The 24,096-nt window shown below is 70.9% G+C and carries 25 protein-coding genes and 1 pseudogene; 15 read left to right on the forward strand and 11 right to left on the reverse strand.

Features of this window, described 5'->3' with window-relative positions; genetic code table 11:
* Positions 1-5: 5 nt before the first annotated feature.
* A complete protein-coding gene (locus tag AB0I98_RS24420; RefSeq protein WP_362945070.1) occupies positions 6-2,045 on the reverse strand; it encodes a bifunctional glycosyltransferase 87/phosphatase PAP2 family protein in 2,040 nt (679 codons plus the stop codon).
* A 235-nt stretch (positions 2,046-2,280) separates the two neighbouring features.
* On the opposite strand from AB0I98_RS24420, the gene AB0I98_RS24425 reads away from it, so the two are divergent.
* Complete coding sequence (locus tag AB0I98_RS24425; RefSeq protein WP_362945071.1) at positions 2,281-3,435, forward strand: DUF2330 domain-containing protein; 1,155 nt, start codon at positions 2,281-2,283, stop codon at positions 3,433-3,435.
* Positions 3,436-3,511: 76 nt separating this feature from the next.
* Entirely contained in the window at positions 3,512-4,183 is a 672-nt protein-coding gene (locus tag AB0I98_RS24430; RefSeq protein ID WP_362945073.1) for an O-methyltransferase, read from the forward strand.
* 14 nt (positions 4,184-4,197) lie between these two features.
* Here AB0I98_RS24430 and AB0I98_RS24435 read toward each other — a convergent pair whose 3' ends face one another.
* Positions 4,198-4,590 (reverse strand): hypothetical protein, encoded by a 393-nt coding sequence (locus tag AB0I98_RS24435; protein WP_362945075.1) that lies wholly within the window; start codon positions 4,588-4,590, stop codon positions 4,198-4,200.
* A gap of 81 nt (positions 4,591-4,671) precedes the next feature.
* Here AB0I98_RS24435 and AB0I98_RS24440 point away from each other — a divergent pair, with 81 nt between their 5' ends.
* Positions 4,672-5,109, forward strand: coding sequence for a DUF1992 domain-containing protein (locus AB0I98_RS24440; RefSeq protein ID WP_362945077.1), 438 nt, complete (start codon positions 4,672-4,674; stop codon positions 5,107-5,109).
* Here the strand turns inward: AB0I98_RS24440 and AB0I98_RS24445 are convergent.
* The 3 genes and pseudogenes from AB0I98_RS24445 to AB0I98_RS24455 form a co-directional block, all read right to left on the reverse strand.
* A pseudogene (locus AB0I98_RS24445) lies at positions 5,098-5,382 on the reverse strand (hypothetical protein); the annotation flags it as partial. The gene AB0I98_RS24440 and the pseudogene AB0I98_RS24445 overlap by 12 nt on opposite strands.
* Positions 5,383-5,416: 34 nt before the next feature.
* Positions 5,417-5,995, reverse strand: a complete 579-nt coding sequence (locus tag AB0I98_RS24450) for a hypothetical protein (RefSeq protein WP_362945079.1) — start codon at positions 5,993-5,995, stop codon at positions 5,417-5,419.
* Positions 5,996-6,279: 284 nt separating this feature from the next.
* Positions 6,280-8,373, reverse strand: coding sequence for an MDR family MFS transporter (locus AB0I98_RS24455; protein WP_362945081.1), 2,094 nt, complete (start codon positions 8,371-8,373; stop codon positions 6,280-6,282).
* A 160-nt stretch (positions 8,374-8,533) separates the two neighbouring features.
* On the opposite strand from AB0I98_RS24455, the gene AB0I98_RS24460 reads away from it, so the two are divergent.
* Positions 8,534-9,502 carry a peptidoglycan-binding protein gene (locus tag AB0I98_RS24460; protein WP_362945083.1) on the forward strand — a complete coding sequence of 323 codons (969 nt, stop codon included), beginning with the start codon at positions 8,534-8,536 and terminating at the stop codon, positions 9,500-9,502.
* 179 nt (positions 9,503-9,681) lie between these two features.
* Here the strand turns inward: AB0I98_RS24460 and AB0I98_RS24465 are convergent, their stop codons facing one another.
* Complete coding sequence (locus AB0I98_RS24465; protein WP_362945085.1) at positions 9,682-10,341, reverse strand: HAD family hydrolase; 660 nt, start codon at positions 10,339-10,341, stop codon at positions 9,682-9,684.
* A gap of 178 nt (positions 10,342-10,519) precedes the next feature.
* Positions 10,520-11,101, reverse strand: a complete 582-nt coding sequence (locus AB0I98_RS24470; protein WP_362945087.1) for a TMEM165/GDT1 family protein — start codon at positions 11,099-11,101, stop codon at positions 10,520-10,522.
* A gap of 365 nt (positions 11,102-11,466) precedes the next feature.
* Between AB0I98_RS24470 and AB0I98_RS24475 the strand changes: the two genes are divergently transcribed.
* The 4 genes from AB0I98_RS24475 (at position 11,467) to AB0I98_RS24490 (ending at position 16,483) form a co-directional block, all read left to right on the forward strand.
* The gene (locus AB0I98_RS24475) at positions 11,467-12,111 is read left to right on the forward strand and encodes an HNH endonuclease family protein (RefSeq protein WP_362945089.1); all 645 of its coding nucleotides are present in this window, start codon (positions 11,467-11,469) and stop codon (positions 12,109-12,111) included.
* Between the two features lie 98 nt (positions 12,112-12,209).
* The gene (locus AB0I98_RS24480) at positions 12,210-13,850 is read left to right on the forward strand and encodes an alkaline phosphatase D family protein (RefSeq protein ID WP_362945091.1); all 1,641 of its coding nucleotides are present in this window, start codon (positions 12,210-12,212) and stop codon (positions 13,848-13,850) included.
* A 173-nt stretch (positions 13,851-14,023) separates the two neighbouring features.
* Positions 14,024-15,937 (forward strand): FAD/NAD(P)-binding protein, encoded by a 1,914-nt coding sequence (locus AB0I98_RS24485; RefSeq protein WP_362945093.1) that lies wholly within the window; start codon positions 14,024-14,026, stop codon positions 15,935-15,937.
* A 96-nt stretch (positions 15,938-16,033) separates the two neighbouring features.
* Positions 16,034-16,483: a DoxX family protein gene (locus tag AB0I98_RS24490; RefSeq protein ID WP_362945143.1), complete on the forward strand. Its 450-nt coding sequence runs from the start codon at positions 16,034-16,036 to the stop codon at positions 16,481-16,483.
* Between the two features lie 111 nt (positions 16,484-16,594).
* Here AB0I98_RS24490 and AB0I98_RS24495 read toward each other — a convergent pair whose 3' ends face one another.
* On the reverse strand, positions 16,595-17,119 hold the full coding sequence (locus AB0I98_RS24495; RefSeq protein ID WP_362945095.1) for a superoxide dismutase family protein: 525 nt from the start codon (positions 17,117-17,119) through the stop codon (positions 16,595-16,597).
* A 277-nt stretch (positions 17,120-17,396) separates the two neighbouring features.
* Here AB0I98_RS24495 and AB0I98_RS24500 point away from each other — a divergent pair, with 277 nt between their 5' ends.
* Positions 17,397-18,002: a VTT domain-containing protein gene (locus AB0I98_RS24500; RefSeq protein ID WP_362945145.1), complete on the forward strand. Its 606-nt coding sequence runs from the start codon at positions 17,397-17,399 to the stop codon at positions 18,000-18,002.
* Positions 18,003-18,086: 84 nt separating this feature from the next.
* Here AB0I98_RS24500 and AB0I98_RS24505 read toward each other — a convergent pair whose 3' ends face one another.
* Entirely contained in the window at positions 18,087-18,317 is a 231-nt protein-coding gene (locus tag AB0I98_RS24505; protein ID WP_362945097.1) for a DUF2277 domain-containing protein, read from the reverse strand.
* 133 nt (positions 18,318-18,450) lie between these two features.
* On the opposite strand from AB0I98_RS24505, the gene AB0I98_RS24510 reads away from it, so the two are divergent.
* Positions 18,451-19,353 carry a 2-dehydropantoate 2-reductase gene (locus AB0I98_RS24510; RefSeq protein WP_362945099.1) on the forward strand — a complete coding sequence of 301 codons (903 nt, stop codon included), beginning with the start codon at positions 18,451-18,453 and terminating at the stop codon, positions 19,351-19,353.
* 7 nt (positions 19,354-19,360) lie between these two features.
* Here AB0I98_RS24510 and AB0I98_RS24515 read toward each other — a convergent pair whose 3' ends face one another.
* Positions 19,361-19,876 carry a GNAT family N-acetyltransferase gene (locus AB0I98_RS24515; RefSeq protein ID WP_362945101.1) on the reverse strand — a complete coding sequence of 172 codons (516 nt, stop codon included), beginning with the start codon at positions 19,874-19,876 and terminating at the stop codon, positions 19,361-19,363.
* Positions 19,877-20,040: 164 nt separating this feature from the next.
* Between AB0I98_RS24515 and AB0I98_RS24520 the strand changes: the two genes are divergently transcribed.
* The gene (locus AB0I98_RS24520) at positions 20,041-21,033 is read left to right on the forward strand and encodes an alpha/beta hydrolase (protein ID WP_362945103.1); all 993 of its coding nucleotides are present in this window, start codon (positions 20,041-20,043) and stop codon (positions 21,031-21,033) included.
* Positions 21,034-21,043: 10 nt separating this feature from the next.
* On the opposite strand, the gene AB0I98_RS24525 is transcribed toward AB0I98_RS24520, so the two are convergent.
* A complete protein-coding gene (locus AB0I98_RS24525; protein WP_362945105.1) occupies positions 21,044-21,409 on the reverse strand; it encodes a DUF1801 domain-containing protein in 366 nt (121 codons plus the stop codon).
* Between the two features lie 70 nt (positions 21,410-21,479).
* Here AB0I98_RS24525 and AB0I98_RS24530 point away from each other — a divergent pair, with 70 nt between their 5' ends.
* The 4 genes from AB0I98_RS24530 (at position 21,480) to AB0I98_RS24545 (ending at position 23,908) form a co-directional block, all read left to right on the forward strand.
* On the forward strand, positions 21,480-21,905 hold the full coding sequence (locus tag AB0I98_RS24530; RefSeq protein ID WP_362945107.1) for a nuclear transport factor 2 family protein: 426 nt from the start codon (positions 21,480-21,482) through the stop codon (positions 21,903-21,905).
* Positions 21,906-21,933: 28 nt separating this feature from the next.
* Complete coding sequence (locus AB0I98_RS24535) at positions 21,934-22,098, forward strand: hypothetical protein (protein ID WP_362945109.1); 165 nt, start codon at positions 21,934-21,936, stop codon at positions 22,096-22,098.
* 73 nt (positions 22,099-22,171) lie between these two features.
* Entirely contained in the window at positions 22,172-22,840 is a 669-nt protein-coding gene (locus tag AB0I98_RS24540) for a class I SAM-dependent methyltransferase (RefSeq protein WP_362945111.1), read from the forward strand.
* Positions 22,841-22,933: 93 nt separating this feature from the next.
* Positions 22,934-23,908, forward strand: a complete 975-nt coding sequence (locus tag AB0I98_RS24545; protein WP_362945113.1) for a DUF3500 domain-containing protein — start codon at positions 22,934-22,936, stop codon at positions 23,906-23,908.
* Positions 23,909-24,096: the final 188 nt, after the last annotated feature.

A 24,096-nucleotide genomic window follows, 5' to 3' on the forward strand; every position in this document is an offset into this window, starting at 1 on the left:
GCCGCTCAGGCGCCCGGTTTCACCAGCTCCCGCTCCTCCCCGACAGCGGCCTCCTTCACCATCCGCGCCCGCGGCCCCTGGAAGACGTACGCCAGCCCGAACCCGGCACCGACCACCATCGCGCCACCCACCGCGTCGAGAATCCAGTGGTTCCCGGTGACCACGATCGCCGTGAGCGTGAAGAACGGATGCAGCAGCCCCAGCCCCTTCATCCACCACTTCGGCGCGATGATCGCGATGACGAGCCCGCACCACAGGGACCACCCGAAGTGCAGCGACGGCATCGCGGCGTACTGGTTGGTGAGCGCGGTCAGGGTGCCGTAGTCCGGCTTGGAGAAGTCCTGGACGCCGTGGACGGTGTCGATGATGCCGAGGCCCGGCATCAGACGGGGCGGAGCGAGCGGGTAGAGCCAGAAGCCGACCAGGGCCAGCAGCGTGGTGAGGCCGATGGAGGCGCGGGCCCAGCGGTAGTCGACCGGGCGGCGCCAGTACAGGACGGCCAGCACGCTCAGCGGGACCACGAAGTGGAACGACGTGTAGTAGAAGTCGAAGAAGCCCCGCAGCCAGTCGACCTTCACCACGGCGTGGTTCGCCCAGTGCTCGATGTCCATCTGGAGGAACCGCTCCAGCGACAGGATCTGGTCGGCGTGGTGCTCGGCCGTCGCCCGGCCCTCCGCGTTGCTGCCGCCGGTCGCCGCGAGGCGGACCTTCTGGTAGGCGGCGTAGGTGACGCGGATGAGCAGCAGCTCGAGCAGCAGGTTCGGGCGGGTGAGGACGCGGCGCAGGAACGGCAGGAGGGGGACGCGCTTGAAGCGGGCCGGGACGGGTGGGGCGTACTCCGTGGGGATCGGTGCGCGGTAGTACGGGGATGTCCTCGACAGGAACGGGATGGCGGTGGCGGCGGCCACGGCGGCGATCAGGACCACGTTGTCGCGGAGCGTGTACACCGCCGACATGTTCGGCAGCAGCATCTTCGCCGGGAGCGTCATCACGATGACGACGGCGACCGGCCAGACATAGCGGTCGGAGGCCCGCTTGCCGACCCGGCCGACGACCGCGAGGAGGACCCACAGGAGCTGGTGCTGCCAGGTGGTCGGGGAGACCGCGATCGCCGTGCAGCCCGTGACCGCGACCGCGAGAAGCAGCTGGCCGTCGCGGGCGTAGCGCACGGCCCGGCGCAGGCCGAGGACGGCGACGGTCGCGCCGAGCGCCAGGAACAGTCCGATCTCCAGCGGACCGGACAGCCCCAGCCGCAGCAGCGCGCCGTGCAGGGACTGGTTGGCGAGGTCGTCGGCCGCGCCGCCGAGGCCGACGCCCGCCATGTGGTGCACCCAGTAGGTGTACGAGTCGTGCGGCATCGCCGCCCATGCCAGCGCCGTGCACGCGGCGAACGTGATCCCGGTGGACAGGGCGGCCCGGCGTCTGCCGGTGAACCACAGCAGCGGGGCGAAGAGCAGCACGGTCGGCTGGAGCGCGGCGGCCAGGCCGATCAGGACGCCGCTGGCGCGCTCGCCGCGGACGGCGAAGCAGCCGGCCAGGACGAGCAGGACGGGGATGATGCCGGTCTGGCCGAGCCAGAAGGCGTTGCGCACCGGCAGCGACAGCATCAGTAGGCTGATCGCGACCGGCGCGGCCAGGATGGAGGCCCGCCAGGTCACCGGCTTGGGCAGGGCGCGGGCCACGACCAGGCCGAGCGCGACGACCAGGAGCAGGGTGCCGAAGGTCCAGCCCCAGCCGAGCGCCTGTTCGGCCGAGCGGGTGAGGGGCTTGAGGACGAGACCGACCACGGGGGTGCCGGTGAACTGCGTCGAGTCGTACAGCGAGCCCTCCACGTGCAGGACGCCGTTGTCACCGACCCAGGTCTCGAGGTCTGTCAGCCGCTCTCCGCGCGGAGTGCTGAGGACGACGGCCACCTGCCGTACGGCGAGGATCGCGGCGACCAGCCACAAGCCCAGGCGGGCCGCGCGCAGGCGTGCCCTGGCCGTACCGATGGCCGTCGCTCCGAACGCACCCGCCGGTCGCCCGCTGTGTTCCGCATTCGCCACGCCTCGTCGGCCTCCCGCCCCGTTCGCCCCACGCGTCTCACGTGTGAGGATTCTTTGCGAACCCTGTGGGGCTCGCACCGCCCCCGGAGAAGGACGCAGGCCATCCCCACTTCACCTGACGTCCCCTCTTCTTTTGTCTGCAAGACGATAGTCCGGGGGTGGGGAGGTTGCCTCCGTGGGACGCGAGATGGATCACAATGCGACCTGTTCGTCGCACAAAGGAGGGGCACAGACCATGGCGGTTCGACCAAGGGAATGGGCGAACGCACGCGTCCTCACCGTCCTCCTGGCCGTGCTGGCCCTCCAGCTGGCCTCCCTGCTCGCCCCGGCGTACGCCTGCGGCTGCGGCGCGCTGATCCCGGGCGCGCAACAGAATGTCGCCGTCAACCGGGAAGTGTCCGTCGTCCGCTGGGACGGCCGGCAGCAGCAGATCGTGATGCGGCTGACCGTCACCGGTGACGCGGAGCGCGCCGCCTGGATCATGCCGGTCCCGCAGCGCGCGACCGTACGCCTCGGCGACCCTGCTCTCTTCGACGAGCTGGACCGCGCCACCGCCCCCGTGCACCGCGACCGCTACCACTTCTGGCCCCAGGACGGCGACTGGCCCCTCGTCACCGGCGACGGAGCCGGCGCCCCACCGGGACCGGGCCCCGGCGCCGGACCTCCCCCGGACGTCAGCGTGGTCGGCCGCCAGCGCCTCGGCCCGTTCGACGTGGCCCGGCTGACCGCCCGCGACCCGGACGCGCTCGGCGACTGGCTGGACACCAACGGCTTCGCCCTCCCCGCCCAGCTGGAAGGCGAACTGCGCCCGTACGTCGACCGCCGCTGGGAGTACGTAGCGGTCCGCCTCACCCCGAAGACCGCCGACGCCCCCCTGAGCGGCGCCCTGGACCCGCTCCACCTCACCTTCGCCGCCGACGAGCCCGTCTACCCGATGCGCCTGTCCCGCACGGCGACGACCCCGCAGTCGCTGGGCCTGTACGTCCTCGCCGCCCACCGCATGGAACCGGCGTCCGCGATCGGCGGCTCCCGCCCCCGCGTCCTCCACGCCGGCCGCGTCACCGCACAGACCGGCCCGCTCGCCGAACTCGCCGAAGGCACCCCGTTCCTCACCGCCATCGGCCAGGAGTTCCCGCGCCCGGCCGCCATCTCCGGCGACCACGTCCTGCGGCAGGCCCCGGCCGACACCGCCTTCCAGCAGGTGATCTACGAGGACCGCCTCCGCACGGTCGCCGGCATCCCGGCCTGGCTGCTGACGGTCGTCGGGACAGTGGCGGCGATCGTCACGGCCATGGTCCTGATCGCCGTACGACGTTCCAGGCGGCGCCCGCTGCCCCTGCCGCCGGACGCGCCCCCGATGCCGACACACGCACCTGGGCCGGTCGACTGAAGCGTGGGGCCGGGATCACACTGGCAGGGAAAACCCGTGGTTCTTTCTGAACAGCCCTAGGGAAGGCAGCAGGCGCATGAGCGAGTCGCAGCGCTGGGACGACGTCGACTTCTACTTCTCCGCCCACCTCTCACCGGACGACGACGTCCTGCACGCCGCCCTGCGCGACAGCGAGGCCGCCGAGCTCCCGCATGTCAGCGTCACGGCGCCGCAGGGCAAGCTGCTCCAGCTCCTGGCCGAGATCCAGGGCGCCCGGACCATCCTGGAGATCGGCACGCTCGGCGGCTACAGCACCATCTGGCTGGCCCGCGCGCTCCCCTCCGACGGCCGGCTGATCTCGCTCGAGTACAGCCCCAAGCACGCCGAGGTCGCCACCCGCAACATCGCCCGCGCGGGCCTCGACAAGATCGTCGAGGTGCGGGTCGGCCCGGCCCTGGAGTCACTGCCCCACCTCGCCGACGAGAACCCGGCCCCCTTCGACCTGGTCTTCATCGACGCCGACAAGGCCAACAACCCGGGCTACGTGGAGTGGGCGCTCAAGCTGACCCGCGCGGGCAGCCTGATCATCGTCGACAACGTCGTCCGCGGCGGCCGTGTCGCCGACCCCGACGACACCTCCCCCGACGTCCGCGGCACCCGCGCCGCCCTCGAACTCATCGGCTCCCACCCGAGGCTCAGCGGCACGGCGATCCAGACGGTGGGCAGCAAGGGCTACGACGGCTTCGCACTGGCGCGCGTGCTCGCGTAGGGCGTGTCCGGCGCTCAAGCCTCGTGATAGAAGCCGACGTTGACGCTGCGGGGGGCGGTGCGGTCCACGATGACGAGCTCGCCGCTGCCGCCCCTCGGCAGCGGCACCGTCCCGCCGTAGCCCAGCGGCTGCGCATGCTCGCCGACCGTCAGCCGTACCTCGGAGGACGGATCGGGCTGGGAGCCGCGCAGCCAGGTCACCTGCCAGGTGCCGTCCGGTCCGCACAGGAACTCCAGGTGGACCCGGGAGACGAACAGCCAGTCGTCGGGCGTCGACAGCCTGCACACCGACTTGTCCCGGCCCACCCGCAGCACGGCGCCCGGGTCACTGGGCGAGTCGGCCATGAGCATGCCGGCCGTGGCGCCCGCGTCCGCCGCGGAAACGGCGGCCATGGTGAGTTCGAGCACGTCGCGCTCCTCGTGAAGTGTCCCTACCTGGCCGCCGAATGATAAATCGCCCGGCCCCACCGCGTCCGGCACAATGGACTCATGACCGAGCGAAAGCCACCGGGTGTGCCGTTCGAGTCCTGGGTCGACAAGCAGATCCGTGACGCCGAGGGGCGCGGCGAGTTCGCCCAACTGCCGGGCGCGGGCAAGCCGTTGCCGTCGGGCTACGACACCACGTATGACGAACTGTGGTGGATCAAGGAGAAGATGGCCCGCGAGGGATGGTCGGTGCTGCCGCCGAGCCTCGCGCTGCGTAAGGAGGCGGAGGACGCGCTGGCGTCCGCCCTGGTCGCACCGTCGGAGCGGATCGCCCGGAAGATCATCACGGACGTCAACGTCAAGATCCGCGAGATGATGTTCAAGCCGCCACCCGGCCCTCCGCTCGGGATGAAGCCGTACGACGTCGAGGACGTCGCACGGCAGTGGCGGGAGCGCCGAACGGCGGATGACTCAGTCGACTCAGATGACTCAGATGCGTAGGAGCCGTTCCGCGAGCTCGCGGTAGTCGCGCAGGGCGAGACGCAGTTGCTCGGTGTCGGTGCTGGCCACGGACTCTTCGGCCTCGGCCTCGGCGGACTGCCATGTCCTGCGCAGGGTGCGCCGGCGCTGGGTCAGGGAGTCGGTGACGCGGCCGGTGATCTCCTCGACCACCCGGTCGACCTCCTCGACGGAGGCCCGGGGCGCGTCGACGAATCCGGAGACCGCGTGCTGAAGGCGCTCCGTGAGCTTGTCACGCTCGTCGTGCGGGAGGAGCGGGGTTGTCGCTTCCGGCATGTTCTTCAAGTCCTCAACTCCTTTGCAGCTGGTGCATGTCGACGAGGTCCTCGAACAGCTTCCGCGCCTCGATCAGGGCCTCCCGCATCTCCTCCGTACCGGCGCGGTCGTCCCCGTCGGTGCCCATACGGGCGTTCGCGACGCGGTGGATGCGCCGGTAGCCGTGCACGTGGTCCGCGTGGTGCACGGACAGCGCGGCGAGCTGGTCGTCGTAGTGCTCGCCGTCCGGGAACCCGCGGACGGCCGCCACCTCGGCCAGCAGCCGGTCGGCCTCGGTGACCGCCACGCGCGGCGATTCGACGAAGTGCTCCTGCACGGCCGTCCAGCGGGCCGCGTACTGGTCACGCACGGCAGGCTCCAGCGGCTGCTCCCGCAGCCCACCGTGCCGCTCCACCCGCTCGGCCAGCTCGCGCTCGGCGGCCTGCGTGTCCCCGTCGTGCCGGGCCACGGTCCGCTCGTACTCGGGCCCGAAGCGCTTCTTGAGATCCCTGCCGCCGCCGAACGCACCCCGGCCGCGCAAGGTCAGATAGACGGCCGCGCCGATGACGGCGACCGCCACGATCACGATCAGAGCGATGATCACGCCAGACATGAATGCCTTCCGGGTTCTAGACCCACCCGACTCTCCGTACGAGCCGGTCCACAGCCCGGGTTGCCCCAACCCCCCACCTCAAACGGCATCAGCAACGCATGAGGAGGCTGTGACGAGAGAGGCCATCACACAGCCGGCCATGTCACTGGCCCGGACTCCCCGGAGGCAGGTGGGCAGTTGCCAAGAAGCTAAGGGGCTTCGATTCCAGATGACGGGTGACTGCACGCCCTAAGGGGCGCGGGGAACTGCGCGACCAGCCACAAACAACCCGCACCCGCCGACGCTCAGCCACCACCCCCCACAGCCCGCCCCGCCGCCCCATTACGCGGCCGCTCCCGTTCCGACCCGCACAGCTCCTCATTCAGCTCCTTGACCAGCTGGGTCAGATCGGTGGGCCGGTCGGAGGTCCACCAGTTGCCCAGGAGGTCCGCGAGAGAGTCCTCCCGGGCCTGGGCGAGGCGCTCGGCGATCGCGCGCCCCCGATCGGTCAGCACAAGGTCGATCCCCTCACGAACGGCCAGCCTCCGCTCCTCCACCTGCCGCGCGGCCTCAAGGATGACGGTGAGCGGCACGGAGCTGCGCTCGGCGAGAACACCGGGTTCCGCCCACCCGTACTTCTTCATCCGCAATAGCAGCCAACTCGCCGCCGGCAACAGGTCGTACCCCGCCCGCTCCGTGATCGTGCGATAGATCTCACGCCGCCCCTCCCGCGTACCGAGCACCGACAGCGCCCGGCACACCTCGTCGTACGACGACCGCTCGACCGGATTGCTGGCGAGCGTCTCCGTGAGGTCGGGCGCCGTCACCGACCCCCGCAGCCGGTCCTCCTTGAGGAACCAGGCCAGCACGAAACCGAGAAGGGCGACGGGCGCGGCGTACAGGAAGACGTCGGTGATGGAGGACGCGTACGCGCTGAGCGCGGCCGGCCGCAGCGCCTCGGGCAGTTCCGCGATGCCCCGCGGGTCGGCCTCCAGCGCGTCCACCGAGACACCGGGCGGGAGTTGAGCGCCCCGGAACGCGTCCGTGAGCTTCTCGCCGAGACGCCCCGCGAAGATCGTGCCGAAGATCGCCACGCCGAACGACGCCCCGATGGACCGGAAGAAGGTCGCGCCGGAAGTCGCGACGCCCAGATCCTCGTACGACACCGCGTTCTGCACGATCAGCACCAGCACCTGCATGACCAGGCCCAGACCGAGACCGAAGACGAAGAAGAACGTGCTCATCTCGGCTGTCGAGCTGTGCTCGTCGAGTTGGTGGAGGAGGAGCAGGCCCAGTGCCGTCACACCGGTGCCCGCGACCGGGAACACCTTCCAGCGGCCGGTGCGGCTGACGATCTGCCCGGACGCGGTCGAGGCCAGCAGCATGCCGAGCACCATCGGCAGCATGTGCACACCGGACATGGTCGGACTGACGCCCTGTACGACCTGGAGGAACGTCGGCAGATACGTCATCGCGCCGAACATCGCGAAGCCGACGATGAAGCTGATGACGGCGGAGAGCGTGAACGTACGGATCCGGAAGAGTTTCAACGGCAGCACCGGCTCCGCCGCCCTCCGCTCCACGGCCACGAACACCACCGCGAGGACGACCCCGAGCACCGCAAGACCCACGATCTGCGGCGAACCCCAACTCCACGTCGTACCACCGAGAGAGGCCACCAGCACCAGACACGTGGCGACCGACGCGATCAGGAACGTGCCGAGGTAGTCGATGACGTGCTTGGCCGCCCGGTGCGGGATATGCAGGGCCGCCGCGATGACGGCGAGCGCGACGACGCCGACCGGCAGATTGACGTAGAACACCCAGCGCCAGCTCAGATGCTCGGTGAACAGCCCGCCCAGCAGCGGCCCGAGCACACTCGTGGCGCCGAAGACCGCGCCGAACAGCCCTTGATAGCGCCCGCGTTCACGCGGTGGCACGAGGTCGCCCACGATCGCCATCGACAGCACCATCAACCCGCCGCCACCGACACCCTGTAGCGCCCGGAACGCGATCAGTTCGGACATGCTTTGCGCCATTCCGCACAACGCCGATCCGATCAGAAAGATCACGATCGCGATCTGGAACAGCCGCTTCCGTCCGTACTGGTCACCGAGCTTGCCCCACAGCGGAGTCGCCGCCGTCGACGCCAGCAAGTACGCGGTGACCACCCACGACAGGTGATCCATGCCGCCGAGGTCGCTGACGATGGTGGGCAGCGCGGTCGACACGATGGTCTGGTCGAGGGCCGCGAGCAGCATCCCGAGGAGCAGGGCGCCGATCGGGACGAGGACGTTCGCGGAGACGTTCTCCCGGGCGGCAACCCCCTTCTTGGGGGCCCGCTCCGGGGGCTGTCCATCTTCCACATTCCCCGTCCTACCGTGCGTGTCCCCGGCCATGAAGACCTCCCGCGGCTCTCGTTACTCCTCCATCCTGGCCGGTGTGACCGGTTATGGCCTGTTCAATCCGAGTGGAAGGCGCTATTCCGGGGCGTGTGTGGAACGTGTGGAGGAAGGGTCTGCATAATCGCTGGAGTTCGCAAGGGGAGGGAACGAAAGCGTGGCAGAGTCGAAGGGTCACCAATGCCCGGAATGCGGGGCGCCCAGGGGACCCGACAACACCCCGTCCTGCGCCTGCACCGAGCGCGCGGCCGAGGCGCTGCGCGATGTGCGTACGGCGGAGGCGGCAGCGGCGGAGGACTTCGATCCGCTGCGCATCCGGCCGTACGTCGAACTGGAGGGCGCGGCGGAGGTCCCACCCAGAGCCGCGGACCCACATTCCACGATGCCGCTGCCGCCCGTACCGCCGACGACTCCACCGGCACCGGCGGCCACCGAGCCCAGTGACGTCGACCTGAGCCTGTTCACGGGCGGACCGGTCACCTTCGACAGCCCCCTGGGCTCACCGCCCGAGGAATCACCCCGCCGCCCCCGCCGCACCCTCATGCTCGGCGTCGCGGGCGTCCTCGTCACCGTCGTCACCGCGGCGGGCCTGGCGAGCGGCGTCTTCTCGTACGACACCCCCACCCGGGACCAGGCCGCACCGGAGGAGGTCCGGGCAAGCGTCCCGGACACCACGCCCACCGCGCCCCCCGACTCACCGACCGCGAGCAAGACATCCGCACCCTCGAGGTCCGCGGCCCCATCCCCCACCCCCACCGAGAACGGCTCCCCCTCCCCAACCCCAACCCGCTCCAACACCCCCGCACCGACCCCGACCAACACGTCCACACCGACGACGCCCGCCCCGACGGCCACCGCCACCAACTCCGCCGGCGCACCGGAAAACGGCCGCGAAGCCGAACCCCCCGTCCTGCGCCGCGGCGACGAGGGCCCAGAGGTCATCGAACTCGAACTCCGCCTCACCGAGGCCGACGTCTACACGAGAGAGGCCAAGGGCAACTACAACGAGGGCGTCGAGGACGCGGTCCGCCAGTACCAACTGTGGCGCGGCATCGTGCCCCAGCAGTACGGCGTCTACGACCTCGAAACCCGAGAACGCCTGGAGTCGGAGACACAGGAGCCATAGGACAACGGAGCCTGCGGGCAGCCGTCCCGCCCAGCCGCGGACACCCCGTCCCGCCAAGCTGCGGGCATGCGTGCCGCCTGGGGCGGCACGGGTGGGCGCAGGCGGCACCCCGTCAGCGCCGGGCTGCGCGACCCACCCCCGCCCAGCCCCCACGCCGGGCACCTCACAGCACCGGCGCCCTAACCGACGTACACCCGAAGCGTCCCGTCACCCACACCCGTCACCCGCACCTGCGTAAGGTCCCGCACCAACGCGTCCGGCCCATGGAACCCGGCCCGCTCCCCGACGCCCACGACCTGCATCCCCGCCGCCTTGCCCGCCTGGATCCCCGCAGCCGAGTCCTCGAACACGATGCAGTCGGCCGGGGCGACACCCAATTCCGCGGCCCCCTTGAGGAAACCCTCCGGATCAGGCTTACTCGCGCCGACCGACTCAGCAGTGACGCGCACATCAGGCAGAGCAAGACCCGCCGCAGCCATCCGAGCCGTGGACAGAGCAACATCCGCAGACGTGACAAGCGCATGCGGCAACCCCCGCAGCGAGCCCAGAAACTCGTACGCCCCCGGGATGGCGACGACACCGTCCACATCGGCCGTCTCCTCCGCAAGCATGCGCGCATTGTCCGCATGATTACGCTCCACCGCCCGCTCCGGCAGCAGCAACGCCATCGTGGCATGCCCCTGCCGCCCATGCGCGACCTTCATGACCTCGTCCCCATCAAGCCCGTTCCGCTCGGCCCAGCGCCGCCAGATCCGCTCGACGACGGCATCGGAGTTGACGAGTGTGCCGTCCATGTCGAGCAGCAGGGCGCGGGCGGTGAGCACGGTCGTGGCCGTCATCGGCAACTCCAAGGCGCGGAAGAGAAGGAAGAGAAGGCTGGCCCCCGAGAAACGACAAGAACAAAGCGGGCCCGCCCGCCGGTCAGGGAAAACGGGCGGAGCCACTTTGTTCCCTCACGGTACAAAACAAGACCCGTTCCCGCCACCACCTTCGAGAAGGGTTCACCGACCGTTCAGCTCACCCGGCCACGGCTTCCCACAGACTCCACACCCCGAGCCCCAGCATCAGCAGCGCCGCGATCTTGGTGATCAGCGCCAGCGGAACCCGCTTCATCAGCGCCTTTCCACCGACGATGCCGAGTCCGGCGACGGCCCACAGCGCGAGCACCGCACCGAGTCCGACGGAGAGCGGGTCGTCGTACCGGGCGGCGAGATTCGCGGTCATGATCTGCGTCAGATCACCGAACTCGGCGACCAGGATGAGCATGAACCCGGCCCCGGACACCTTCCAGAAGGTCTGGTTCTCCGGCTTGCGGATCTCCGCCTCGTCCTCGTCCTTCTTCATCAGCAGCACCGCCGCCCCACCGAGGAAGAGCACGCCGGTCAGCGCGTGCAGGATCTGCTGCGGCAGCAGCGTCAGCACACTGCCCGCCGCGACGGCGAGCGCGACATGCAGCGCGAACGCGGCGGCGACGCCGACGAAGACGTACGAGGCGCGATAGCGGGTGCCGAGGACGAGCCCGGCGAGTGCGGTCTTGTCCGGCAGTTCGGCGAGGAAGACGACGCCGAACACGACGGCCGTCACGGTCAAGCTGATCAAGATTCCTCAATCGGTCGGGGCTGCCCCACCGAGAGTGCTATGTCACATGCGACACCTCGGCACGGCAGCGCACGGTCGGTGCACTGCTTGCCGAAGGTCTCGCTGGCCGGCCTCACACATGAGGCCCGCCTCCGGGCGCCGGCTCAGACGAGCTGAGCAGTATGTCGACGGTCCGGCGAAGAGCTACTCCCCTTCTGCGTCATTCATCGTACGGGACGGCACACGGACCAGAAAGTTCCGCTCTCAACCTTGATGTGTCATGCGCACGTCACTAGCTTCTTACCGAACGAACACCCGAGCGCAACACGGCGTCGCGAGCATGTCCCCGCTCGCACCCAACACCCCCACGACCCAAGGGAGTTCGCATGCCGAAGTTCTACGCGCGTCGACGCCTCAGCATACTCGCGGCTTTCACCGGACTCATAGCCTCGGTCGCGCTGTTCAACAGCCCGACCGCCTCCGCCGCCCTCCCCACCCCCGTCAGCGGCGCCACCGCGCGCAGCTACCTCGCCCAGCTCACCGTCGCCACCGAGGACCGCACCGGGTACAACCGCGATCTCTTCCCCCACTGGATCACCCAGTCCGGCTCCTGCAACACCCGTGAGGTCGTCCTGAAGCGCGACGGCACGAACGTCGTCCAGGACTCCTCCTGCGCCGCCACCAGCGGCCGCTGGTTCTCCCCCTACGACGGCGCCACCTGGACCGCCGCCTCCGACGTCGACATCGACCACCTCGTTCCGCTGGCCGAGGCCTGGGACTCCGGCGCCGACAGCTGGACCACCTCCCGCCGCCAGTCCTTCGCCAACGACCTGACCCGTCCGCAGCTGATCGCCGTCACCGACAACGTCAACCAGTCCAAGGGCGACCAGGACCCGGCCACCTGGATGCCGTCGGTCTCCTCGTACCGCTGCACCTACGTCCGCGCCTGGGTCCAGGTGAAGTACTACTACGACCTCTCCGTCGACTCCGCCGAGAAGAGCGCGCTGACGAACTACCTGTCCGGCTGCTGACGGACGTACCGACGGAGTTCGGCAAACCGTGATCTGCGGAACCTCCCCGCTGACCTCCGTCGTTCCGTACCGTACGGGGCGACGGAGGAGGGCATGAGGTGGCCGAACTGCGCCTGGGACCACTGCTGAGATACGCCGACGGCTCGTCCGCGACCATCTGGGTCGAGGCGGGCCGTCCGTGTACCGCCGAGGTGCGCTGCGCCGACGGCACACGCGGCGAGTCCCCCACCTTCCAGATCGCGGGGCATCACTACGCGCTCATCGAGGTGCACGGCCTCACCCCGGGCACATCGCAGTCGTACGAGGTGCTCCTCGACGGCGCGCGCGTGTGGCCGCTGCCCGAGTCCCGTTTCCCGCCCTCCCTGATCCACACGCCGGCCGAGGACGACGCCGTCCGGGTCGCCTTCGGCTCCTGCCGCTGGGCCGCGCCGCCCGCCGACGAGGCCGACCCGGTGGGCCCGGACGCCCTGGACACGCTGGCCGCGCGGATGGCGGCCGACCCGGACGGCGAACGGCCCGACGTACTGCTGCTGCTCGGCGACCAGGTCTACGCGGACGAGGTCTCCAAGGCCACCCGCCGCTGGCTCGCCGCCCGCCGCGATCTGCGCGAACCACCCGGCAGCGAGGTCGCGGACTACGAGGAGTACACACGCCTCTATTACGAGTCGTGGCTCGACCCCGAGGTGCGCTGGCTGCTGTCCACCGTGCCCAGCTGCATGATCTTCGACGATCACGACGTCATCGACGACTGGAACACCTCCGCCGCCTGGCTCGCCGACATGCGGGCCACCTCGTGGTGGCGCGAACGGCTGTTGAGCGGCCTGATGTCGTACTGGGTCCATCAGCACATCGGCAACCTCTCCCCTGCCGAGCTGGCCGACGACCCGCTGTACACGGCCGTACGCGAGACACCCGACGGCACGGACGCGCTGCGCGCCTTCGCCGCCAAGGCCGACGCCGACCCGACCTCCGTCCGCTGGAGCTACCGGCGCGACTTCGGCCGCGTACGGCTGCTGATGGTGGACACCCGCGCGGCCCGCGTCCTCGACGAGGGGAGCCGCGCGATGCTCGACCCCGGCGAGGAGCGGTGGCTGCGCGAACAGGCGCTGGAGGAGCCCGGTTCGTACGACCACCTCCTCATCGGCACGTCCCTGCCCTGGCTGCTGCCGCACCTGGTGCACGACGCCGAGGGGTGGAACGCGGCGCTGTGCCGGGGCGAGAAGGGCGCGCGCTGGGCGAGGTTCGGGGAGAAGGTGCGCCGGGCGGCGGACCTGGAGCACTGGGCGGCGTTCCCGGAGTCCTTCGACGCACTGACGGCGCTGATCGCGGAGGCCGGTTCGGGGGACGAGGCGCCGGCGACGGTGTGTGTGCTGTCGGGGGACGTCCATCATGCGTACGTCGCCGAGCCGACGTGGTCCGCCGGCGGTCCCGACGCCCGTGTGTTCCAGCTGACCTGCTCCCCCGTCCACAACGCCATCCACAGCGCGATCCGCGTCGGCTTCCGCTTCGGCTGGTCCGCCACCGCCCGGGTCCTCGGGCGCCGGTTCGCCGGACACGGCAAGGTGCCCCGGCCGCCGATCGACTGGCGGTGCACGGGCGGGCCCTGGTTCGGCAACCAACTCATGACCCTGACACTGCGCGGACGTTCGGCGCGGCTGCGGATCGATCAGGCGCGGGCGGAGAAGGCGGGCGGCGGGGCGCGGCTGAAGACGGTGGAGGAATCGCAGCTGACGCGGTGAAGGGACCGGTTCGCGGCGCGATGCGTGTGATGCCCGTGATGCACGTGAGGCGCCCCACACTCCGCGACCCCCAGGCTCGGATCTTCCCTCTCCCGACGGCATGATGAGGCGGACCGTCCGCTTCCCCTGGGCGGTTTGCCGCACCGCGCCCCACACGCCCGGGAGACACCGTTTTGTCTGCACCGCCCGCGGAATCCGCAGCGCACGCCGAGTCCGCCGAGGTCCGGGTCGCCCTCGTCGGCGCGGGGCCGCGCGGCACCAGCGTCCTGGAACGCCTCTGCGCCTCCGCGCCGGAACTCCTCCCACCGGGCGCCCGGCTGAGGGTCCATGTGATCGACCCGGCGCCGCCCGGCCCCGGCCGCGTCTGGCGCTCCGCGCAGTCCGGGCAATTGCTGATGAACACGGTGGCCAGTCAGGTGACCCTGTTCACCGACGACAGCGTGGACTGCTCGGGCCCGGTCCGCCCCGGCCCCAGCCTGCACGAGTGGGCGGACGGCGATCTGGGCCCCGACGAGTACCCGACCCGCGCGCACTACGGCCGCTATCTGGAGTGGGTGTTCGCGAAGGTCGTCCGCGAGGCACCGCGGGCGGTACGCGTCGAGACCCACGCGGCACGGGCCGTACGCCTCGGCGACGCCCCCGACGGCCGCCAGACCCTCACCCTCGACGACGGCCGCACCCTCGCCGGCCTGTCCGCCGTCGTCCTCGCCCAGGGCCATCTGCCGACGGTCGCGGACCTGGCCCAGCGACGGCACGCGGTCTACGCCGAGACGCACGGCCTGCGCCACATACCCCCCGCCAACCCGGCGGACGTCGGCCTCTCCGCCATCTCCCCCGGCGAACCAGTGCTGTTGCGCGGCCTGGGCCTCAACTTCTTCGACCACCTGGCCCTGTTGACCACCGGCCGCGACGGCCGTTTCCTCCGCGCGGCCACCGGCACCCTGCGCTACGTCCCCTCCGGCAACGAGCCCCGCCTGTACGCCGGTTCACGCCGCGGCATCCCCTACCAGGCCCGCGGCGACAACGCCAAGGGCCCCTACGGCCGCCACCTCCCCCTCGTCCTCACCGACGAGACCATCGCCCGCTTCCGCAAACGCGCCGACTCCGGCGAGGCGCCGGACTTCCTGACGGAGATATGGCCGTTGGTGGCGAAGGAGGTGGAGACGGTCTATTACGAGGCACTGTTGGGGGTCCGGGAGGATTTCCGGGACCGTTTCCTCGCCGTCCCTCACCGCAGCCCTCAAGAGTCCGCCGTGCTGGACGAGTTCGGGGTGGCGGAGGCCGATCGCTGGTCCTGGGACCGTATTTCCCGCCCGTACGCGGGGCGGGACTTCGCCGATCCCGGCGCCTGGCGGGCGTGGCTGCTGGCGTATCTGCGGGAGGACGCCGCTCAGGCCGCGCTCGGCAATGTCGCCGGTCCGCTGAAGGCGGCGCTCGACGTGCTGCGGGATCTGCGCAACGAGTTGCGGCAGATCGTCGACCACGGCGACCTCGCGGGCGCGTCCCGCCGGGATCATCTGGACCGCTGGTACACGCCGCTCAACGCGTTCCTCTCCATCGGCCCGCCCCGGCGCCGGATCGAGGAGCTGGCTGCCCTGATGGAGGCGGGCGTGGTGGAGGTGCTCGGGCCGCGGCTGGAGGTGCGGGAGGGCGAGGGGGCATGGCTCGCGCACTCCCCCGACGTCGCGGGGTCCGCCGTACACGTGACGACCCTCATAGAGGCACGGCTTCCGGAACCCGATCTGCGGCGCACGGCCGACGACCTCCTGGCCCGGCTGCTGAAGACCGGGCAGTGCCGGCCGCACATCGTCGACGGTTACGAAACGGGAGGGCTGGACGTAACCCCGCGCCCGTATCGTCTGATCGACCGCCAAGGGCGGGCCCACGCAAGGCGGTTCGCCTTCGGGGTGCCGACCGAGGGCGTGCACTGGGTGACGGCGGCGGGCGCCAGACCGGGTGTGGATTCGGTCACGCTTTCGGACGCCGACGCGGTCGCGAGAGCGGTTCTACGTGCGGTGGCGGCCGAATCGGAGCCGCAAGAGGGATACGCGCCATGGCCGAATGTTGAACTTGCAAGCATTGATTAGGCCCACCTAGCCTTGGTCACTCGCTCGGTTCCGTCCCCCAGGCCGCTCCGCCCCATGGACCGGCCCGACCGAAGGAGTACCCCCCACATGTCCGGACTGACCGCACGTCTCAACGGCGCTCAGCCCTACGCCCTCGGCCTGTTCCGCATCGTCATCGGCCTGCTCTTCTTCTGCCACGGCGCCTCCAAGCTCTTCGGGGTCCTGGGCGGGGCCGACGGCCAGGGCGGGACGGTGTCCGCGGGCACCTGGCCCGGCTGGTACGCCGCCGTCATCGAGGTCGTCTGCGGCGGCCTCGTCCTGCTCGGCCTGGGCACGCGCGCCGCCGCGTTCATCGCCTCGGGCTCCATGGCGTACGCGTACTTCAAGGTCCACCAGCCGGAGGCCCTGTGGCCGATGGAGAACAGCGGCGAGGCCGCGGCGATGTACTGCTGGGCCTTCCTGCTGCTGGTCTTCACCGGTTCCGGCGCGCTCAGCCTGGACCAGCTCCTCGCGAAGCGCTCGAAGAGTGAGCAGCGGGCCTCGCACCAGACGCCGGTGGCCGCCTGACCGGCACCGGTTTCCGCAGCGGTACTACGGCGCCTCTCCCTCGTGTGCGGGGGAGGCGCCGTCGCGTCTTCAGGCGGTACGGCGATTGCGGCGCCCTGTACGACCTGCGCCCTACACGAAGGGAACCGTGAAGCAGGCCACGCGGCCCCCGCTCGGGCCGGGCACGTCATGGATCACCACGGAGGACGCCTCGCCCTCCCGGAAACCCCAGTCGTGGTAGGCGCTCGCCCGGCCGCTGCCGTTCGGGCCCGCGGTGAAGTCCAGCCAGACCTCGTTCTCGGCGTTGACGTCCGCGGGGTCGGTGGACACCTTGTTCTGGTAGTGCCCGCCCGCGGCGGCGGGGTCGGCGGCACACGGCTTCTGATGCACATGGACGCCGTACGCGTGCCCGGGCTTCATGCCCTTCACCCACAGCCGTACGGTCGTCTTGCCGGTCTTCTCCTCGGTCAGCTGACGGATCTCGATCCACGACCCGGCCGGCACCAGTGCCATGTCATATGTGACGGCGTCCGTCGCCACATGGGCCGAGGGCGGCACGAAACGCCCGTCCTTCTGCACCGAGCAGTACTCGGCGGCGCCGCTGCCGGCCGCGAGCACGGCCGCGGCGACGGCGCCCGCGCATATACCTGCCACCATGATGTGTACCGTTCCTCACGTTCAGGAGTGATGTGTCGCCCCTTGTCCGTGCTACGGGACACCGGCCGACGCCGCCCCCGGGGCGCGGCAGCCGGGTGAACATGCCGTGCGTGAACACGCCGTGCGTGAACTTGCCGTGCGGGACCCACGAGCCCCCCGTGAATCCCCTGTCACACCCCCGGCGTACGCTGTATGGCTGTTATGGGCCGCCCCTGCCGCTCCCCGCGACGTCGCGGCGCGGTCGGGCGGTTCTACGGGGGAGTCACGGGGAGTCATGGTGTTCGAGAGTGTGGGGTCGCTGACAGCCAGCCCATGGATTTATGCCGTGGTGGCCCTGTCCATCCTCCTGGACGTCTTCGTCCCGGTTCTGCCCAGCGGGGTCCTGGTCATCACGGCGGCGACGGCGGCAGCGGCGGGCTCGGCGACGGGCGGGGTACCGCAACAGGTCCCCGACATCCTGGCCCTGACGCTGTGCGCCACGACGGCTTCCGTGCTGGGCGATCTGGTCGCCTACCGCCTTGCCTGGGCGGGCGGCCCCCGCCTGGACCGCGCGATCGCCCGCTCCCGGCGTCTGAGCACCGCGCAGGAACGTCTCGGCACGGCCCTCGCCCGCGGTGGCGGAGCCCTCGTCGTCCTGGCCCGGTTCGCCCCCGCCGGCCGCTCGGTCGTCTCCTTCTCCGCCGGCGCGGCGCATCGTCGCGCCCGCGACTTTCTCCCCTGGTCCGCGCTGGCCGGTCTCTCTTGGGCCACGTACAGCGTCGCCCTCGGCTACTTCGGCGCGCATTGGCTGGGAGCGACGTGGGTGGCGACGGCTGTGTCGGTGGGGGCGCTGTTTGGGGCGGGGGCGGTGGCGGGCTATCTCATGCGGCGGCGCCCTGCGTAAGCGCTCCGCTGGGGGCACGGTGATTCGGCTGCGGGCCGGTGAGGGCTGGTCGCGCAGTTCCCCGCGCCCCTTCGGGGCGCGCTGCTACCCCGCCCGTCGAGCCGCCACCCCCCGGATCTCCAACCCGTCCAGCAACTCGGCGGTCGCCTCGGTGATCGCGTCCACGGCTCGGTCGAACACCTCCTGGTTGTGTGCGGCCGGGGCCCGGAAGCCGGACACCTTCCGTACGTACTGCAAGGCGGCGGCCCGGATCTCTTCCTCGGTCGCCTCATCGGCCAACACCGGCGGACGAAGCGTCTTGATACTGCGGCACATGACTCCAGTCTCACCCCACGCACTGCGATGGGCAGAGATTCCGCCGAGAAACCTGCGCCGGTGCGCACGCGGCCTGGGATGATCACTCCGAGGCGGCCACCGCTCCGGGGCCGACCGACGAATGGGGACACACATGGCGAACGACGAACTCACCGTGGCCGTACTCGGTCCCGGTGGCATCGGCGGACTGCTCGCAGGCCTCCTTTCCCGTGCCGGGCATCGCGTGATCTGCCTGGCCGGAGAGGACACCATCAAGACACTCAACACGGCCGGAATCCAGGTCAACAGCGGGATGTTCGGTGACTTCACGGCCCGCGTCGAGGCCGGCACCGAGCTGCGCGAACCGGTCGACGCCTGCCTGATCGCCGTCAAACACACGGCACTTGACGCAGCCCTGGACCGCGTCCCGCCCACCGCGGTCGGCGACGCCCTCCTCGTACCGTTCCTCAACGGCGTCGACCACCCCGCGACCCTGCGCGCCCGCTACCGCCCCGACCGGGTCGCCCCCGCCGTCATCCGCGCGGAGTCGACTCGCGTCGCGGCGGGGCGGATCGAGCACAGCAGCCCCTTCGCCGAGATCGACCTGACCGGCACGGACGTACCCCCGGACCGCCTCGACACCCTCGCCGCCGCCCTCACCGCCGCGGGTCCGACCACGCGTGTCCTGCCCGACGAGACGGCGGCCCTCTGGGCGAAGATGTCCTTCCTGGCGCCCTTCGCCCTGCTGACCACCCGCTACGGCCTCCCGCTCGGCGACGTACGCACCCGCCACCGCGAGGAGTTGACCGCCCTGGTGGAGGAGACGGCGGCCGTCAGCCGCGCCTGCGGCGGCCCCGGCGACCCCGCCCAGGCACTCGCCCGCTACGACTCCTTCCCGCCGCACATCAAGTCGTCGATGCAGCGCGACGCCGAGGCCGGCCGCCCGCTGGAACTCGACGCGATCGGCGGGGCGTTGCTGCGCGCGGCCGAGCGGCACGGGGTGTCGGTGCCCGTGGCGGCAAGGGTGGTACGGGAGTTGCGGGACGCCGGTCACTGACGGGCGTCTAAGCAGCCTCCCCGAGATCCACCCGCCAGTCGTTGGACGTGATCCAGTGCCCCTTCGGGTACTCGAACCGTGACTGCCCCATGAGCGTGAACCCGGCTCTTCGGCAGACGGCGTTCGACGCGGCGTGCTCCGCGCCCGGAAAGGCATGCAGATACCGGTTCCGGCCGGCCGCCCGCGCGGTCTCGACGACGGCGCGGGCGGCCGCCGCCGCAAGCCCCCGCCCCTGGAACTCGGGCAGCACCCCCCACCCCGTCTCCCACACGGTCTCCCCCTGCCACTCCCGCTCCCAGAACCCGATCGCCCCGACGCTCTCGCCACCGTCCGCCAGCACGACCCGGAACATCCCCCCTGTCTCCAGCTCGACATACCTGCGATGCCGGGCGGCCAGCTTCTCCTCCGACTCCGGTCCGCCCAAGTGCTCGGTCATCTCAGGGCTGTTGTTCCTCCGCAGCAGCCAGAAGTCGCCCTCCGCCCAGGGCACCAGCCGCACCTTCTCCGCGCTCGCCGTATCCATACCGATCACAGTAGGCCGAGGGTCTGACAATGGCCCTGAGCTGCGCATCCCGCCGCTCCGTTTGCCGGACCGGCAAAATTCCTCGCCCACGTCCGCCCCGGCCCCGCAGGATCGCCGTACGAGCACAACCCGGCCCCGACGGCCCGCCACGGAGGATTGGACCCATGCCCCACCAGGACCCGCTCCCGAACGTCAACGTCACCCACCGCCTCGTCCCCTCCCCCGCCGGCCGGATCCACCTGGTGGAACAGGGCAGCGGCCCGCTCGTCCTGCTGGTGCACGGCTTCCCGGAGTCCTGGTACTCGTGGCGCCGTCAGCTGCCGGTACTGGCCGCGGCGGGATACCGCGCGGTGGCCGTGGATGTGCGCGGCTACGGGCGTTCGTCGCGGCCGGAGGCGGTGGCGGCGTACCGGATGACCGAGCTGGTGGCGGACAGTGTGGCCGTGGTGGAGGCGCTGGGCGAGCGGTCCGCGGTGATCGTCGGGCACGACTGGGGCGCGAACATCGCCGCGCACTCCGCCCTGCTGCGCCCCGACGTCTTCCGCGCCGTCGGCCTGCTGAGCGTGCCGTACACGCCGCCCGGCGGCCCCAGGCCGAGCGAGGTGTTCGCGGGCATGGGCGGGGAGGACGAGTTCTACGTCTCCTACTTCCAGGAGCCGGGCCGCGCCGAGCGCGAGATCGAACCGGACGTACGGGGCTGGCTCGCCGGCTTCTACGCCGCCTTCTCCGGCGACACGATGCCCGCGCCGGACGCCCCGGACCCGCACTTCGTGAGCCCCGGCGCGACCCTGCGCGACCGCTTCCCCACCGACCAACTGCCGTCTTGGCTCGGCGAGGCGGAACTCGACGTCTACGCGGCGGAGTTCGAGCGCACGGGCCTCACCGGCGCCTTGAACCGCTACCGCTGCATGGACCGCGACTGGGAGGACTTCCAGTCCTTCGCCGGCGCCCCGATCCCCCAGCCGTCCCTGTTCCTCGGCGGCGCGCTCGACGCGTCCACCACCTGGCTGGCCGACGCGATCGAGGCGTACCCCACGACCCTCCCCGGCCTGCGCGCCTCACACCTCCTGGAGGGCTGCGGCCACTGGATCCAGCAGGAACGCCCCGACGAGGTCAGCCGGCACCTGACGGCCTGGCTCGCCGACCTGCCCGCCTGAACCGGGCGGGTCAGCAGACCTCGCCGGAGCGTGCGACGGTGGCCCGCAGCAGGTCTCGTACGAGATCGAAGTCCACGGCCTCCGGCTTGCGGAACCGCAGACAGCCCTTGCCCATGTCCTGTCCCGCCAGCCGCTCCTCGAACGCCTCACGGACGTCGGTGCGCATCAGATAGAAGGAGATGTACTGCTTCTGGCTGGCGAAGGCGATCTCGGCGGCCCCGTCCCGCTGATACGCGGGCATGCCGTACGCCATCACCTCGTCGAACCCCTTGAGCTCGGCCCGGCACAACCCCCGCAGCGCGGTCAGCGCCTCCCTGCGGTCGTCGCCGGCCTCGGCGAGGTATCCGTCGACGTCGGTCGCCTTGCTCTGCACCATGCGGCAAGGGTAGGCCGCCAGCAAGGACAGGGACTAGGACAGATCGGCCGGGCAGGCCTACGGTTGGACCGTGGACGAAACACCCGATTCATCCCCTCAGGCGCCCGTCGACGTAGCGGAAGAGGCAGAGGCCCAGCTCATCCGCCTCGCAGAGGACTGGGCTGTCGCGATCGTCGCCAATGACGCGGAACGCATCGCCGGCTTCATCGCCGACGAATGGGTCATCGTCTCCGAGTCGGGCATCTCCTCAAAGGACGAGTTCCTCTCCCTCGTCGCGACCGGGGAGCTGACCCACTCGGCGATGGACCTGGAGACGCGCCCCAGGGTCCGCCTCTACGGAGACACCGCGATCCTCACCGGGCGAGTCACGAACACGGCCCACTACCAGGGCAAGCGCTACGACGCGGACGAGTGGACGACCGACGTGTACGTCAGACGGGACGGCCGCTGGCTGTGCGTCCTGAGCCACATCACGCCCGCGCTCCCGACGACCTGAGCGACCCGCGCCGATAGGCTCTCGCCGCATGGAACAGCTGCCCGAGAGCGTGGATCGCGACATCCTGCAGCACCGGACCATCTCCGCGATCGCGACCATCCGCGAAACGCTCGGCTGCACGGTTCACCAGGCGATCGATGTCTATGCGCAGCGGTACGAGGAACTCCGCCGGGACCGTCCGGACGGCTCTTGACCTTGCCCATGGGCGAAGGCCGAAGGTGGCTTTCGGCTGAGCGGAAGCTGAGCCGAGGCTGAGAGGAACTCGCATGGACGACGATGCTCTCCTGGCCGAGCAGATGGCCTACTACAGGGCGGGCGCTGCCGAATACGACCGGCCCTACGCGGAGTGCGAAGAGCTGAGGGATCTGCCGGCCGTCCTCGATGACCTTCCGATTGCCGGGCATGTGCTGGAGCTGGCCTGCGGAACGGGCCAGTGGACCGGAAGGCTCGCGGCGCGGGCGCGGTCGGTGACGGCGGTCGACGCGGCGGCGGAAGTGCTGGCCCTGGCTCGGGCACGGACCACATCCCCCACCGTCCAGTTCATTCAGGCGGACCTGTTCGCCTGGCAGCCGCCACGGCGCTACGACACCGTGTTCTTCGCCTTCTGGCTCTCCCACGTCCCGCCGACGCGCTGGCCCGGCTTCTGGAACACCGTCGCCGCCGCGCTCGCGCCGGGCGGCAAAGCGATCTTCATCGACGACGGCCCCGCCGCTGCCGCGGGGGAGAACGTCCTGGCAGACCAGTCGGCCCCGGCGGCGCTGCGGCGGCTCGACGACGGCAGCCAGTACCGCATCGTGAAGGTGTTCCACGATGCGGCGACCCTCACGGCCGACCTGACAGCGCTGGGGTGGTCGGCCCATATCCGGCCCGTATCCGGCCACTTCATCGGCGTCGCAGAGCCAGCGGATGGACAATTCGGGGAGCTGCTCGCGTGAGTTCGTGAGGCTTGGCTCAGGCGCGACGCCGCATGGCGCACCATGGATCACAGGGGGGCGCCGGATCGGGCGCCGACGGGGCGAGGAGGAGCAGTGGGCGGGTCCTCATTGAAGGCGAAGGCCGCGGAGATGCGGGAGGCCGTGCACGCGCTGCTGTCCGTGCTGGAACCGGAGCAGGTGCGCGAGCTGCGCGCGGGGCCCGACCGGCTGGACGCGCCCGCGCTGCGGGAGTGGACGTATCTGCCGGGCCCGCGCCCCGGGCTGCCCACCGAGGGCCTCGGCGGCGAGCAGCGCGAGGCTGTCGACGCGCTGCTGACCGCGGCGCACAGCGCACCCGGAGCGGAACTGGCGCGCGGCGCGATCGAGGTGGAGCGGCACCGCCGCGCCCTGGTCGGCGCCCCGGGTGCCGACCGCGACCGCTACTGGGTGCGGCTGCTGGGCGACCCGGACGGCGAGGGTCCGTGGGGCTGGCGGATGAACGGCCACCACCTCGCCGTACATGTAGTGATCACGGCGGCCGGGATGCGGGTGACGCCGCACTTCATCGGGGCGGAGCCCGCGCGTATCGCGGACGGTCCGCAGGCGGGCCGACGGCTGCTGGGGCCGGAGGAGGATCTGGCCCGGGAGCTGACCACGGACCTGGACGCCGGCCGACGGGCGAAGGCGGTCTTCGCCGCCGCGCCGCCGGACGACATCCTGACCCGCGACGACCCGTTCGCCGATCCGGACCTGCTGCCGACCGGACTGCCCTACGGCGACATGACGCCCGGTCAGCAGCGGCTGCTGGAGCGCCTGGTGCGCCGCTACCTCGACCGCGCGCCCGCCGCGTACGCGCAGGAATGCTGGTCCGACGCCGTGGCGCGAGGACTGGACGCGCTCTCCTTCGCCTGGGGCGGCGGCCTCGTCCTCGGGGACCGGCACTACTACTGCGTCCGGGCCCCGGACTTCCTCATCGAGTACGACAACACCCAGGACGACGGCAACCACGCCCACTCCGTCTGGCGGCACGTCCGCCACGACTGGGGCGCCGACCTGCTGCGCGCGCACTACACGGAGCAGCACCGGTAGAGGCCGGCAGCGGTCAGGGAGGCCCCTGGCCGCACCCCACCTTGAGACCCGGCTGCACCCTAATTTTCTAAGACGAGACGTGCCGTCTTGCGGAATCCCCCATCATGCCGTACGGTCTTCCGCATGGGTTCCCTGTGAGAAAGTCGGCGCCGATCGCGTAGAGCACCGCTCCGCCATCGCCGCGCCCC

The sequence above is a fragment of the Streptomyces sp. NPDC050211 genome (assembly GCF_040656035.1).
In the GTDB taxonomy this organism is placed as follows: Bacteria; Actinomycetota; Actinomycetes; order Streptomycetales; family Streptomycetaceae; genus Streptomyces.

Bases quoted from the DNA above. Each gene is read 5' to 3' on its own strand.
- AB0I98_RS24425 (WP_362945071.1), top strand. From the start codon at position 2,281: ATGGCGGTTCGACCAAGGGAATGGGCGAACGCACGCGTCCTCACCGTC.
- AB0I98_RS24430 (WP_362945073.1), top strand. From the start codon at position 3,512: ATGAGCGAGTCGCAGCGCTGGGACGACGTCGACTTCTACTTCTCCGCC.
- AB0I98_RS24440 (WP_362945077.1), top strand. From the start codon at position 4,672: ATGACCGAGCGAAAGCCACCGGGTGTGCCGTTCGAGTCCTGGGTCGAC.
- AB0I98_RS24450 (WP_362945079.1), bottom strand. From the start codon at position 5,995: ATGTCTGGCGTGATCATCGCTCTGATCGTGATCGTGGCGGTCGCCGTC.
- AB0I98_RS24455 (WP_362945081.1), bottom strand. From the start codon at position 8,373: ATGGCCGGGGACACGCACGGTAGGACGGGGAATGTGGAAGATGGACAG.
- AB0I98_RS24465 (WP_362945085.1), bottom strand. From the start codon at position 10,341: ATGACGGCCACGACCGTGCTCACCGCCCGCGCCCTGCTGCTCGACATG.
- AB0I98_RS24475 (WP_362945089.1), top strand. From the start codon at position 11,467: ATGCCGAAGTTCTACGCGCGTCGACGCCTCAGCATACTCGCGGCTTTC.
- AB0I98_RS24495 (WP_362945095.1), bottom strand. From the start codon at position 17,119: ATGGTGGCAGGTATATGCGCGGGCGCCGTCGCCGCGGCCGTGCTCGCG.
- AB0I98_RS24505 (WP_362945097.1), bottom strand. From the start codon at position 18,317: ATGTGCCGCAGTATCAAGACGCTTCGTCCGCCGGTGTTGGCCGATGAG.
- AB0I98_RS24510 (WP_362945099.1), top strand. From the start codon at position 18,451: ATGGCGAACGACGAACTCACCGTGGCCGTACTCGGTCCCGGTGGCATC.
- AB0I98_RS24515 (WP_362945101.1), bottom strand. From the start codon at position 19,876: ATGGATACGGCGAGCGCGGAGAAGGTGCGGCTGGTGCCCTGGGCGGAG.
- AB0I98_RS24520 (WP_362945103.1), top strand. From the start codon at position 20,041: ATGCCCCACCAGGACCCGCTCCCGAACGTCAACGTCACCCACCGCCTC.
- AB0I98_RS24525 (WP_362945105.1), bottom strand. From the start codon at position 21,409: ATGGTGCAGAGCAAGGCGACCGACGTCGACGGATACCTCGCCGAGGCC.
- AB0I98_RS24535 (WP_362945109.1), top strand. From the start codon at position 21,934: ATGGAACAGCTGCCCGAGAGCGTGGATCGCGACATCCTGCAGCACCGG.
- AB0I98_RS24540 (WP_362945111.1), top strand. From the start codon at position 22,172: ATGGACGACGATGCTCTCCTGGCCGAGCAGATGGCCTACTACAGGGCG.